The 12,890-nt window shown below is 39.5% G+C and carries 11 protein-coding genes; 7 read left to right on the forward strand and 4 right to left on the reverse strand.

What is annotated here, in order from left to right; translation table 11 throughout:
• The first annotated feature begins 206 nt into the window (after positions 1 to 206).
• Both KZZ04_RS12455 and KZZ04_RS12460 read left to right on the forward strand, forming a co-directional pair.
• A complete protein-coding gene (locus tag KZZ04_RS12455; protein WP_058403687.1) occupies positions 207 to 1,340 on the forward strand; it encodes a PepSY domain-containing protein in 1,134 nt (377 codons plus the stop codon).
• Between the two features lie 48 nt (positions 1,341 to 1,388).
• Positions 1,389 to 2,543 (forward strand): lipopolysaccharide assembly protein LapB, encoded by a 1,155-nt coding sequence (locus tag KZZ04_RS12460; protein WP_138528132.1) that lies wholly within the window; start codon positions 1,389 to 1,391, stop codon positions 2,541 to 2,543.
• 63 nt (positions 2,544 to 2,606) lie between these two features.
• Here the strand turns inward: KZZ04_RS12460 and KZZ04_RS12465 are convergent, their stop codons facing one another.
• From KZZ04_RS12465 to KZZ04_RS12480, 4 genes are all read right to left on the reverse strand, one after another.
• Positions 2,607 to 5,432, reverse strand: a complete 2,826-nt coding sequence (locus tag KZZ04_RS12465) for a hypothetical protein (RefSeq protein ID WP_219422873.1) — start codon at positions 5,430 to 5,432, stop codon at positions 2,607 to 2,609.
• 126 nt (positions 5,433 to 5,558) lie between these two features.
• On the reverse strand, positions 5,559 to 7,121 hold the full coding sequence (locus KZZ04_RS12470) for a PH domain-containing protein (RefSeq protein ID WP_219422874.1): 1,563 nt from the start codon (positions 7,119 to 7,121) through the stop codon (positions 5,559 to 5,561).
• Positions 7,114 to 7,647, reverse strand: a complete 534-nt coding sequence (locus KZZ04_RS12475) for a PH domain-containing protein (protein WP_058551203.1) — start codon at positions 7,645 to 7,647, stop codon at positions 7,114 to 7,116. Before KZZ04_RS12475 ends, KZZ04_RS12470 begins: the two co-directional genes overlap by 8 nt.
• A gap of 62 nt (positions 7,648 to 7,709) precedes the next feature.
• Positions 7,710 to 8,561: a D-hexose-6-phosphate mutarotase gene (locus tag KZZ04_RS12480; protein WP_219422875.1), complete on the reverse strand. Its 852-nt coding sequence runs from the start codon at positions 8,559 to 8,561 to the stop codon at positions 7,710 to 7,712.
• Between the two features lie 429 nt (positions 8,562 to 8,990).
• Here KZZ04_RS12480 and KZZ04_RS12485 point away from each other — a divergent pair, with 429 nt between their 5' ends.
• The 5 genes from KZZ04_RS12485 to KZZ04_RS12505 all read left to right on the forward strand — a co-directional run bounded on the left by KZZ04_RS12485 (position 8,991) and on the right by KZZ04_RS12505 (position 12,884).
• Positions 8,991 to 9,473: a MarR family winged helix-turn-helix transcriptional regulator gene (locus KZZ04_RS12485; protein ID WP_006792516.1), complete on the forward strand. Its 483-nt coding sequence runs from the start codon at positions 8,991 to 8,993 to the stop codon at positions 9,471 to 9,473.
• A gap of 105 nt (positions 9,474 to 9,578) precedes the next feature.
• Entirely contained in the window at positions 9,579 to 10,892 is a 1,314-nt protein-coding gene (locus KZZ04_RS12490) for a porin (protein ID WP_219422876.1), read from the forward strand.
• A 126-nt stretch (positions 10,893 to 11,018) separates the two neighbouring features.
• Positions 11,019 to 11,414 (forward strand): YbaN family protein, encoded by a 396-nt coding sequence (locus KZZ04_RS12495; RefSeq protein ID WP_138528140.1) that lies wholly within the window; start codon positions 11,019 to 11,021, stop codon positions 11,412 to 11,414.
• A 328-nt stretch (positions 11,415 to 11,742) separates the two neighbouring features.
• A complete protein-coding gene (locus KZZ04_RS12500; RefSeq protein ID WP_058403679.1) occupies positions 11,743 to 12,375 on the forward strand; it encodes a PepSY-associated TM helix domain-containing protein in 633 nt (210 codons plus the stop codon).
• The gene (locus tag KZZ04_RS12505; protein WP_138528142.1) at positions 12,375 to 12,884 is read left to right on the forward strand and encodes a DUF2271 domain-containing protein; all 510 of its coding nucleotides are present in this window, start codon (positions 12,375 to 12,377) and stop codon (positions 12,882 to 12,884) included. Before KZZ04_RS12500 ends, KZZ04_RS12505 begins: the two co-directional genes overlap by 1 nt.
• The last annotated feature ends 6 nt before the right edge of the window (positions 12,885 to 12,890 follow it).

Raw genomic sequence — 12,890 nt, forward strand, 5'->3', positions numbered from 1 at the left:
TACTGTGAGCGCGGCATTGTAGAGTGAAGTTAATTTAACTCAACTAAACAGCAAAAACCCTTTTTAGTAACTGGAAACTTATATTTACAAAATATGTTATGTAATGTGCACAGTTTATCAGTTTTCCGAATTCTTGTACTGCCACTATTAAATGCAAATAACAATTGATATCATTTGTATATAAATAATTTAAATAACGACAACCCATGAGAAAAACACTTTTTAAAATTCATAGCTGGATTGCTCTCATTGCAATTATTCCATTAATTGTAATAAGTATTACTGGCAGTGTGCTTGTATTTAAAAGCGAGATAGATGGCTTACTTATGCCCGAAAGTCATTTTGTGATTAGCACTCAACCTGAACGTTTAGATATGGATAAGCTAATTTCTATCACGCAGAACGCTTACCCTGAGTATGTCATTGGTAGCTGGGAAATTTTTAACGACGATACAGCTGATCGGGTTTACTTAATCGAGCGCGAGTCGCAAGTTTGGTATAAATTTCATTTAAATCAATATACTGGTGATGTTTTGTCAGCCCCAGTGGGAACGAGCCATTATTTTACAGATTGGTTTTTAGAACTCCATTACACCTTTTTACTCAATGATTTAAAAAGCTTACCAGGCCAAACAGGCACCGTTTTGGGGTTCTTTTTTGCTTTATTTTTATTGGTGCTCGGAATAACCGGCCTTATTATTTACCGAAAGTTTTGGCAACGCCTATTTACCGTGCGTTGGCGCGCAACATTACAAATCGTATTAAGTGATATTCATAAAATGACTGGTGTTATTGGTTCACCTATTTTAATTGTTTTAGCTATAACCGGTGGTTATTTTAATGGTGCCGTTTGGTATCACGAAGTACTTGAACACGCTGAAGAAGAACATTATGCCCTAACCAAAAACCTGTATAGCAAAAATGTTTCCTTCCAAGATATTTTAGATGACAGCAAGCAACAAATAGCCACGTTCAACAGCACTTACTTGGTTATGCCATTAGAGCCTGATGACAACATTACTGTATTTGGTGAAGTAAATTCTAATAACCCACTGGCAAGTGAATACGCTAATACCGTTTCGTATAACAAAATCACTGGTGAGCATATTGCCAATTGGGATATACGCCAAGTAGGTCTTGGCTGGAAAGTATTAGACAGTTTTCGTAAGCTTCACTTTGGATATTTTGGTGGCCTAATAAGTAAAATACTGTGGAGTTTTATAGGGCTAAGTCCACTATGGCTAAGCGCTACTGGCTTTTATTTATGGTTCACACGCCGCAAACGTAAAAAACAATCGCAAATAAATCGTCATAATAAACAACGAACAATAACCGCTTGATTAAAAAGTCACCTCAATGTAATGTGAAAAATCACATTGAGGTGGCTTATGAAATCTATAGTATTAGTTACGTTATTTTTGGTATTTTTAAGTGCATGTAAAAGCACGCCAACAACGCCTACAGTTGAGCAACCCCAGCTTACTGCCCTTATTAATCACACCCGCTTTAAACAAATAGACACTCCGACCGAGGTGAATATTTTTGAATTGCCAAACGCCGAAAAAAAACGCTTTTTAGCTTATGCCGACCAGCAGCAACTAAACGGTGTTAGAACCGATCGTATTATTTACAACTATTTAGAAAACCAACTTAGCGATTTTAGTTATCATGGTGACACATTAACTTCTTCGCAAACTCTGACTCGCGCACACGGCAACTGTATTAGTTTAGCGGTTCTTACACAAAGTTATGCAAATGCGCTGGGGCTAGAAACCAGCTTTCAAGAAGTTACTAGTGAACCTGTGTACGCAAAAGAAAGTGGAATGGTCTATGTAGCTAATCATTTTAGAACCATGGTATATGCACCAAAAGTTGAGAAAAAAGATAACGTTATTCAAGTTTTTCGCCCAGGTACGCTTATCGATTATTTTCCTACACGCGGTAGTTTTTATTCTGGCAGCGCCAGCTACAACGACTTAGTGGCTAAATTTTATGGCAACTTAGCAGCTAAAGCATTTGCTGAAGAAAATCTTAACGCTGCTTATTCTTTTATTTTACAAGCCAATAAATTTACCCCGAATGATCCTGAGCTTTTTAACATGGCGGGTATGTTACATCGCCGTGTGGGAGATTTAAAAAACGCAGAAGTAATTTACGAAACAGCAATAAACAATAATTTATCGAGCGTCAATTTGGTTAATAACTATCAATTATTAGCTAAACAACTTGGTAAAACTGTACTTGCAGAGCAACTAAGCAGCCAATTAAATTACAAAGAAAGAGACCCTTATGAACTACTTGCTCTAGCAAAAAACGAATTACAAACCGGTTATATTAATCGAGCAAAAGACCACTTAGAGCTCGCTTTATTTAAAGCCCCCTATATTTCTGAGCTATACCTAGAACTTGCTAAAGTTCGCTACCATCAAGGTAAAACTGAGCGTTCAAAGCGACTTCTCAAAAAAGCAATTGAATACGAACGAGACGATAAAAAGTTAGACGTATATCAAGCCAAGTTGTTGTCGCTGCAATATAAAGATTAGGGTGAATTGAACTGTGGTCAATCGGTTTACAATCCACAGTTCAAGTAAACTCATTCATCCTAGTTAAAGCGAATAATAGAAGCTTAGCCATGCACGCATTTCATCGTCAAAGCTGCTGCCCTCAACCCGCGACACACCCACATTAAATGTTAAATCGTTAACACCCGCAGGTCCCATGCCAAAGCTAAAATCACCTTGGTATTTTAAACCGTAACTTTGTGCATAAACGCTGTCATCTAATTGATGTTGAGTGTAATAAAGCCATGGCATACCCTCTTTATAAGTAACTCCACCGCCATACCCTTGGTAACGATCGGCAGTTGCACTGTAAAAAGGCAGGTCAGCTGCCAGCACAAATTCACTACTGTAGTTTTGATTAATAAGGTTTGAACTAAACCCGCCTAGCGCAAGGCGTGCATCGTCTCGCTGCCTTTGTGTAAAGTTAATGTACAAAGGAGCGTTAAATACCTTACCAAATACACTGGCATCTAGGTCATAACCCTGCCAATTGTTTTCACCTCTTCCTTCGTACCAACGGGCATTAACACGTTGCCCTATAGCAAACGTTTGGCGGTCATATTGCCAACTTTGAGCAAAACCTAAACGCGCCCAACGGGTATGGCTTTGTTTATAATCGGTATAGTTATAAGCCAGCTCGGGCGTTAGACTTAATTGTCCAAACTTAAGTGGATAGCTCATTGCTACAAACCCACCACGCGCATCTCTTTTTGTATTTAAATTGCTGGGGCTTACAGCTTGATATTGACGAGAAGTATCTAAGTTGTAGTCATACAAAGCGAGTTTAAACTTAACATCAAGCGCATTATATTTAGCATTTACAAACCCGCCATGTAATGCGCTATCGTTTAAATCAATACTATAACCCGCTTGCAGGTCTAGCTGCTTTAATAAGTCACTGCTTTTAATACCCAGACTTAATAAGCTGGTCGATGCAGAATAATACTGAGAACCCAACGCAAAGGTTGCGTGCTGATCAAGTACTGCATAATCGCGCTGTTCGCCAACGTCTTGGGTGTATACTTTAGCCTCTGGCAACGTATGCTCGTTAACCATTAATAGCGGGGGTTTGCTATTAATAGCTAAATCGGTCACCTTGGTGTTAATACTAGTATTTGCTAGGCTTTTTATATCAGGGCCGTCGGCATGAATCGACAAATAAAGCAGTGTCTCATCTTGCATTTCTATGGGGTGAGCAACCGCTTCTTGCCCTTGTGTTAATCGCTTAAGGGTATTGCTGGCTATATGATAGTTATAAATATCAGTCGTATTATTTAACCCCGCAACAAAGTAAATTGATTCGCCATTAATGCTAAAACTAGGTTGGGTTAAATATTGATATCCGTTTGGCATAGGCACCGACTGGCTAACCCCCCTGTCAACATCTTGTATATACATTTGCCAGTTTTCGTTTAAAGAAGCTGATAAATAAACTAATTTTTTATTATTAGGACTAAGCGTGGGGTAATCGTATGCGGTATTTAAACTTTTTTTAAATAAAGGCGTTATGGCACCGGTGTCTATATCTACTTTTACTAATTCAGAATACCCATCACGTATTTGCTCTGCATACATAACTTTACCGTTGCTTGTTGCACTAAAGCGCCTGATACCTGCAAGCTCGGTTAGCTTTTCTACGTTGCCGGTTTCAATGTTATAGCTAAATATATCAGACACCCGATTATAAATGCCCGACTCTTCAGTGCTATAGGCATTAAAATACAGTGTCGTGCTATTTATCCATTGAGGGTTAGCTATACCAGCCCGGTTTATTTGATTAAGTATTTGTTTTTGTTCACGCTTAAATACACTCGGCGGCGTATCAGGTATATCGAGCGGATCTTGTTCAATTAGCGTTTTTTGCGCTTTTTCAAAGCTATTCATCGCTTTGGTGTTATCTTCGGTGCTATAAATAACCAGCTTAGTATCACGCTTTTCATTACGCTCAACTATCGCAAGCTTACTGCCATCATGAGAAAGTGCTGGATTACTAGCGTATAAATCAAGCTCAAGCCATAACTCACTATTAAGTGGTTGATCCTCTTGCTCTTGCTGCATGGCCTTATACGTATATTCAGCAATAAAACGACGATACAACTTGGCTGCGCTTTGGCCAAACACACCTTCAAACGCTTCATCAAAGTCACGTAACTTAACCGCCTGCATTCGAGTCCATACACTATCAAGAATTTGCTCTGAAAATGTTTGCTCTAACCAATATAAAAACCGGCTGCCCATCAAATAAGCCATTGAGCCCCCCATAAAACCACTATCACTACTCAATTGGCCATAGGTTGGTAACGCACCTTGCTGGGCAAATTCACGCAATATCGACTCAGAGTAATTATCAAATAATCGCCCTCGTCCGGTCATTTTAGATTCAATTAATGTTGCGTATCCTTCAGCAACCCAACGCGGTGTATCACTGTAGGTTAAGTCGTAAATATCCCATAAACCGCGCACTTTTTGTTGCCAGTGGTTACGTGTAGGCTGCGCTAAATGCACTAAATGAATATATTCATGCAACACCAGTAATTGCTGCCAGCCGGGGCTATTCGAAATCACCGTGTCAGACTGCGGTGGCGTAGTAAAAAGTGCCATCACAGGGTTGTTCGATGTAGGCAAGGCGAATCCGTTCGCTGCATTTAAGGGGTCAAACACGACAACGTCGACGACTTTATCGAGTGCACGATTTTGCTGCTCAAGCACTTTGGTGCGTATTATTTCAAGTTCAACAGCGGTCGATTTAGCAAAATCAATATGCTCAATGCTGTAGTGCACATTAAAATGTTCGGTATGAATGGTTTGCCAGTCGGCAGCGAATGCGGGGGTAGTAAGCAACAAAGCAGAGGCAATGAGTGACTTTTTCACAATAATCCCTTAAGTAGTATCTTTAATAATGCTTAGAGTATTATTAAACTAACTGGGTTTGCAGTAAAAAAGTGTAATAAAGCATGTGCAAATGTGTTTTTGCACATACTTTATAGTTTGCAGAAGTTACATCCAACTACGAGTATCTGATTCAGCCTGCTTAAGCGTAAAATCAATCACAAAATCAGCATCTTGCTCTTTTATGTATGGCATAAACGCAAAGCCGTGAGCAAGTTGTATATACAGGCTTTTCAGTCCTGATCTTCGCATTAAATAGGTACTTTCGCTGCTAGCACTTTGTACTTTATAAAGTTCAAACACGCGGTAATGTACGCCAATCATGCCCTTGCGTACAACCATGTAAAATCGGCCATTATCTTCATGTAAATAGTAGCCATAACGCTGATACGACAGAGTAACCAAGCCCGCAAATACACCAAGTACACCCAAGCTAATAAAGTAATTTAGCTCATTAAAATAACAAAAAACAGCCACAAGTAAGCTAGGTAATAATGCATACAAAACTAAGTTTTTATACCAAAGAGCGCGCTCTGCCTGCTTAAATGCCAGTGCGCTATTGTTAAACCACGGGTAAATCCACTGGCATACACTGTTAACTTGCTCGTTATTTAATACAGGTAGTACTAAGGTTTGTTTATTTTTTTTAGCGGCCATGCCCGCCATTGCACCACCGCTACTCGCTTGTAAAAATTCAACGGTAAAGCGCTTGAGTAATCGGGCAATAATATTTTGTTTTATGACAATCGACTGCACTTTATCTAAGCTCATAGATAACTGATGGCGCTCTAATAAACCGGCAATGCGTTTAAACTTTTTACCTTTAAAATAAAGCTGATAATTATAAAAGCGGATCAGCGACATCCCTACCGACAGCAAAACAGCAATAAGTACCACAAATACAAATAATGTGAATATGGCAAATAACGCCGCACTGGCTACAAGGCCAAGTTCTTGCTCATAAAAGCCTTCTACTTTTGTGATTAACTGCTTTTCAAGCACATCGGCCACCACATTTATGAGCGGTGCAATGGCTGCTAACGCTAAAATAGCCATATTCGACATTAAACCAAACTTAGCTATTTCTTTGTTAGAAATAAACAAACTACTTTGCTCTGCAGCCTCATCGGTTTCTACTTCCGTATCTGGCTCAAGCTGCTGTTGGGCCTTGTAAGCAAATATTTGCTTTCGCATTTGCTCTGCATAACTTTGGGTTACTCCAGGCAATACAGCTTCTTGAGCCGCACTACCTGCCGCATCAAAAATACAATTAACCAGCGTTACTGGTTTAAAGTAAAAAGGCTCAGCAATATTTACATTTTGAACTCGCTCAAATTTAAGCGTTAAACGTTCTTTTTTAAAAACGCCTTTATTAAGCAGTATTTCGTTATCGCTTGAAATACAAAACCTAAAGTTTCTGTAATATAAAATAGAGTATAAAAGCAACGCACTTACAGCCACTGCTGCTGCAATTTGCCCCCAAAAAAGTTTATTTTCTACTTGTGTAACAAATACAAAACCAAGCGGTAATAAGTTAAATATGCCGTCGCGCACAAAACGCACACCAAAATGGACAACAAAATACACAAGCGCCCAAGGCGATACTTTTTGCCACAGTTGCGCGTGAGCAGCATCCGTTTTTTGTGTGGGGTGAGGTGTTAAATCACTCATCGGCTGGTACAGCCTGTGTAGACGTGTGTTCTTGGCGGTAATCTTGAACAAACTGGCGCATATTTTTACAATCAGTGTGCGTAAGCCCACTTACTTGCAAATCGGCACTCATGCCACCGGCGCTATACAGTTTTAAACTAGCTAAACCCAGCTTTCGCTCAATAGGTCCACGATGTATTTCAATGTGCTGCACGCGTGCTAACGGTAAAATAGTAACCCGCTGCCAAATAATTCCTTTTTTAAATGCAATGTCGTGCTGGCGCATAGCCACCCCCTGCAATTTAATACTCGCAACGCTGTAAAGCATAGAGATGAGTATTAAAATAGGCATACCAATTAATAAATACGTTTGCATATTATTGGCGAAGTTTTCGTTGAAGTAACAAATAGCGGCTAATATTGCGCTAAAAGGAATATAAAATACTAACCAGTTAAGCTGAGCATGGAGCAGTGCTTTATCGGCAAGCGCTTTAAACTCAATGCTTTTGTGTTGTGGTAAATCCGTTATTTGCTGATTATTAAACACACTATTTCCTATATTGTTTTTTATTATTTTAAAATTTAAGAATCCTAATCAAGCATATCTTATTATGCCCATTCTATAGATGTTACCAACGTATGGCTTTGCTGTGGTTCAAGGGTAACCGCATCATCTAATACATTAGCGGCTTCTAGGCATAACATGGTTTTGTATTCATCGTCAGCAAAATTAGACAAGCGCTTTGATTTTTCAATCCACGGATTCCAAAGCACACACGAACTAGAGTTTGCTCGCCCAACCTTGATAACGCCTTCGGGTGTATTAATGTATTGCACAGGTGCAGCTTGGGTGTAAACCATATCGGTTTCACGTTCAAAGCCAACAACCGCTTGTTGCGTAAAAGGCCCTTCAGCAAATTCAATATATTGCGCGCCTTGCAAGCCTTCAACGTGTGTATTAGTAATATCTGATGTTGGGAAATATGTGTGCAGCGCTTGTGTATAGCTAAACGCCTTGCTGCCTAAATTTGTTGTGGTTAATTTTACTTCAAGAGAATCACTTAAAACAAATTCCACTTTTAATGCCGACTCGTGCGGCCAATATTCAGAGTTAATAAGCTTCACAGGGAGCTTTAAACTAACCGTAATACACTCGTCAGATTCATGCACCTCGTCGGCTTGCCATACACTAGTGCGAGCAAAACCATGTGCGGGCCAGCCAGTATTTACATGCGCGCCAAACCATGGCCAACAAATAGGAATACCACCGCGAATACTCGTGCCTTCTGAGAACGTTTCATTACCCGACATCCAAATAAGAGGTTGCTTACCCTTCGGTGTAAATTGCGTAATTTGGCCACCTTGCAAAAATATTTTTGCATTGCATAAATCACTTTCAACGTTAATAAACTCAAGACCTGTTTCGGTGTGTTCAATACTCACTGATGGCGATAACTTCATGCCTTTCCCTTTAATGTTAATAATCACAACGTTCAATACTCTTACATATAACGTAAAGTATAAACCAATCAAATAAATTTTTGCTCACTAAGGTAATCATTGTGAGCATATTGATAGTTGTATATCATAAGCTTACTTAATCTACACTTTGATTAATTGCATACCAAACACATAAAATACACTTTAAAAAAAGACAATTTTAGCGGTGTACCTATTACTTAAAACAGCGCTAAAACGCTTAATTAAACGCCCCACCTATTAAAAACACTTAATTAAAGTGCACTTGCTTTAAGGTAAATTAGTTTCTACTCTAATTAATAAAGACGAGTAACTGCAGTAAAAAATTAAATTTTTAATTTGAATTCAATTTATTTGATGTGTAACATTTCGCGATTATGGCAAAGCATTGCTTTTCGACGAGATAAACACATGCAAAAATATGACGAGTTACTGGTATCTTTACGTAAAGTGATCCGAGCGATTGATTTACATTCTAAGCAACTTAATAAAACAGCCGGTTTAACTGGCCCACAGTTGCTTATAATGCACGAAGTGTCTCAAACTGATGGCATCACTGCTAGCCGCATTGCGCAAAATGTAAATTTAAGTCCAGCAACCGTAACTAATATTCTCGACAGAATTGAAAGCAGAGAGCTGGTTACGCGCGTTCGAAGCCAAATGGATAAACGTCGAGTGAGCTTACACCTCACTGAAAAAGGGAAAGAATTACTACTTAAAGCCCCTCAACCATTACAAGAACACTTTATAGAAAAGTTTTCTGGTTTGGCCGAATGGGAGCAGTCTTTATTACTTTCCTCTATGCAGCGCATTGCAGCCATGATGGATGCAGACAAATTAGACGCCTCACCACTACTTGAAGTGGGTGCACTAACACAAGCGCCTAAAGAATAAAAAACGAACAATAAAAATATAAAGGTTTTGTACTAAGCTCTTAACCCAAGGTGTTATTAATATCTTGGGTTTTAATTTTTAACCAAACAAAAAGAAGCAGCTAATATGACCAAACTCTCAAAATTATCGCTCGCATTTATTTTAGGTAGTGTTTCGAGTACTTCTTACGCCACTGATATCGATACGCTTCAAAGTCAATTAAAACAACTACAGCAGCAAATGAAGCTGCTTGAACAAAAACTAGTTGAAGAAAAATCTAAACAGCAAAAAATCAACGAACAACACCAAGAGCAAGTTGCACTTATCGAGAAAAAAGCTGACCAAAACGTTGTGGTGGCAGAAGCGCCGAAAGAAAAAAGCAGCGGCATAAAGGTAGGCGGTGCTATTCGTACTAACTTTAGTTATGCATCGTATGATGACGATAACGAAGATCGCGGCGGCGACTTTGATTTTGACGTTTTTAGACTTAATTTTTCTGGTGATGTAGGCGACGTTATTCTTAACGCAGAAATTCGCTTTTTTGATTACATGACCGCAGTAAAATATGCTTATGCAGCGTACGACTTTGCAGACGATTGGCAAGTAAAAGCAGGTATTACCAAAGTACCTTTTGGTAACTGGCCTTATAATTCACATAACTGGTTTTTTAACACCACCTATTACATCGGTTTAGAAGATGATCACGATTTAGGCATTATGTTTAAACGTAAAATTGCAGATAACTGGCAACTAGATCTTGGCTTTTTCAAAAACGATGAGCTTGGTGGCGTAGATGGCTACGTTGACAACCGCAGCGATCGCTATTCATACGATGTAGTTGGCGTAAGAGCCGCCGAAGATGGTATTTACGCAGAGCCTGCAACGCAAATAGGCGAATACAACACGTTCTCGGGTCGTTACGGTTACCACTTTGAACACGAGGGCGGCACAACCGAGTTAGGTTTTTCTGCGTTATCTGGCGGGTTGCATGATGGTAATGACCGCGCAGGCGACTATTATGCATGGGCTATGCACCTAAATAGCAATATTGATGCATGGAACTTTCAACTTCAACATGGTGAATACAACTACGACATAGATAATATTGATCGTATGGCCGTAGGTGCTTACTCTTTTTACGACAGTATTGCCACAGAAGCAACCATGACCAATGCAAACATCGCTTACAGCATGCCAGTAGAATGGGGTCCGGTGACAGACCTACAATTTTATAACGATTACGGTGTTATTTACGATAAATCTGACAACAGCGCAGATACGTGGATGAACGTGACCGGTGTTTCGGTAGCGGCTGGGGGCTTGTTTACTTACTTTGATTTAGTGCACGCCAAAAACCAACCTTTCGTTGGTGGATCGATTGCCGGGGACAGTAGCGAAACAGAAAGACGCTTTAATATAAACATTGGTTATTATTTTTAATAACCAAGTCTACAAAAAAGGACATACTGGGTATGTCCTTTTTTATTGAAATAGCGTTTTAGTTTTATAATACATGTAAAATTGGCCTACACTTTAAATTAGTCGCCACTCACTATAGCGTCGTCAATGAATATAAAATCGTCACTTATCTGTTATAAAAACGTAGGGTTAAAAATGCTAGGCTTAACCTTAGTGGCGCTAGGCATTGTGGGAATTATGCTACCAGTCATGCCCACCACTATATTTTTTATTTTGGCGCTAACCTGTTTTACTCGATCGTCCCCCGCGCTTGCACACTGGTTACTTAACCACCCTCGTTATGGCATAACCCTGCAACAATGGCAGGCTCACAAGGTGGTGCCAACCAAAGCGAAGTGCTATGCCGCTATCGGTATGCTTATTGGATTTATATTTTTACTGCACTCTACAGCGCCTATTTGGGTTGTATACCTTGTAGCAGCAATAGAAATTACAGTCATGATTTACCTTATTTTAAGACCCTCACAACCCCCTAAGCATTAAACCTCGTTTAAACGCACGAACTAGGTCAAAAAACGTCTTTGACCTGAACTCGGTATAATAAACCTGTCTCTAGCCGCTATTTTCAGCGCTAACTACGTTGAATATACTTGCAATAGGCCAGCTATAGACGCGTAAATTTGCCTTATTTTCATTGAAAATCTCTGGCTAGAAAAAACAAATTTAAGTACCACTATAATTCAATATTTTAGTAAGTCTCTTAACTAGGGTTCAGGTTATTTAAAGTAATAATGTAAAGTTACGTAAGTAAATTTGTAATAAGTAATGCAAATCATTATCATGTGACAAATTTCATTACATTAAATTATTTATGCCGTTTATTAATAAGCGAGCTTTGTATAGTACAAGCCGTGCCCTACATATTTATATTTCTACCGCTTTGTTTTTTTTACTCATTCTATTTTGCGTTAGTGGCATTGTACTTAACCATGTTGACTGGCTTAAAAACGATAAAAGTAATGGGCAAGTAACCGCAACTATTCCAGCTGAGCTTGTAACAAAGGCAAACTCGCAGCTAAACACATTACCTACGCTTTACCCAGAAATAGAAGCCTATTTAGCAACGCAGTATGCACTTACTAAAGTGAAAAGTATTGAGTGGGAAAAAGAAGATGCACTTGTCATGCTCGACTACCCCCTTCCGGCGGGTTTTGCTTACGCTGAGCTTGACTTTACAACTGGCGAGCTAAACCTCGAGTACCAAACAGGTGGGTTTTTAAGCCTAATAGGCGATTTGCATAAAGGCCGACATAGCGGTGCAGTGTGGAGCTGGGTAATTGATATTTCAGCGGTGTTGATGATTATTTTTGCCATCACCGGAATGATTATTTTATTTCAAAACAGAAAAAAACGCTTAGCAGGTATATGGATAACCGTTTTAGGCATCGCCACGCCTATGGTTATTTACTTGTGCTGGGTACCTCAAATTAAAGGAGTGTCTTAATGTTAAAAGTAAGTACTGTAGTTAGCGCAGCATTATTAATAGTTGCCGCGTTATTTCAAACAACGGCTCAGGCACAAGCGCCACAGCTAGAAATTGAACTCACCCTACCCGAGCTTGATGTACAACCTTACCACCGACCGTACGTTGCCGTATGGCTAGAAACACCAGAGCGCAAGCACGTAACAACGCTTGCACTATGGGTTCAAAAAGCAGAATGGTTTAAAGACTTACGCCAATGGTGGCGTAAAGCAGGCAAAACCGATATTAATTTTGACGGCATAAGTGGTGCAACTAAGCGACCTGGTACTTATACAATTGACTGGCAAGGTAAAGATTTAGACGGCAATGCCGTAGCGCCGGGTAAATACCTGTTAAATATTGAAGTAGTTCGTGAAGAAGGCGGCCGTGATTACCAACGCCTTGAACTCGATTTAACAAACCCAGGTAAAATTACCATCGATGGGAAAAAAGAGTTTTCAACCAGTTTTGTTACCGTAAACGCTAAGTAGTAGCTA

The organism is Pseudoalteromonas sp. CR1, assembly GCF_019392235.1.
GTDB lineage: Bacteria > Pseudomonadota > Gammaproteobacteria > Enterobacterales > Alteromonadaceae > Pseudoalteromonas.

Excerpts from the sequence above, each read along its gene's own strand:
- KZZ04_RS12505 (WP_138528142.1), top strand. The coding sequence starts at position 12,375 with ATGTTAAAAGTAAGTACTGTAGTTAGCGCAGCATTATTAATAGTTGCC.
- KZZ04_RS12490 (WP_219422876.1), top strand. The coding sequence starts at position 9,579 with ATGACCAAACTCTCAAAATTATCGCTCGCATTTATTTTAGGTAGTGTT.
- KZZ04_RS12500 (WP_058403679.1), top strand. The coding sequence starts at position 11,743 with ATGCCGTTTATTAATAAGCGAGCTTTGTATAGTACAAGCCGTGCCCTA.
- KZZ04_RS12455 (WP_058403687.1), top strand. The coding sequence starts at position 207 with ATGAGAAAAACACTTTTTAAAATTCATAGCTGGATTGCTCTCATTGCA.
- KZZ04_RS12480 (WP_219422875.1), bottom strand. The coding sequence starts at position 8,561 with ATGAAGTTATCGCCATCAGTGAGTATTGAACACACCGAAACAGGTCTT.
- KZZ04_RS12495 (WP_138528140.1), top strand. The coding sequence starts at position 11,019 with ATGAATATAAAATCGTCACTTATCTGTTATAAAAACGTAGGGTTAAAA.
- KZZ04_RS12485 (WP_006792516.1), top strand. The coding sequence starts at position 8,991 with ATGCAAAAATATGACGAGTTACTGGTATCTTTACGTAAAGTGATCCGA.
- KZZ04_RS12470 (WP_219422874.1), bottom strand. The coding sequence starts at position 7,121 with ATGAGTGATTTAACACCTCACCCCACACAAAAAACGGATGCTGCTCAC.
- KZZ04_RS12460 (WP_138528132.1), top strand. The coding sequence starts at position 1,389 with ATGAAATCTATAGTATTAGTTACGTTATTTTTGGTATTTTTAAGTGCA.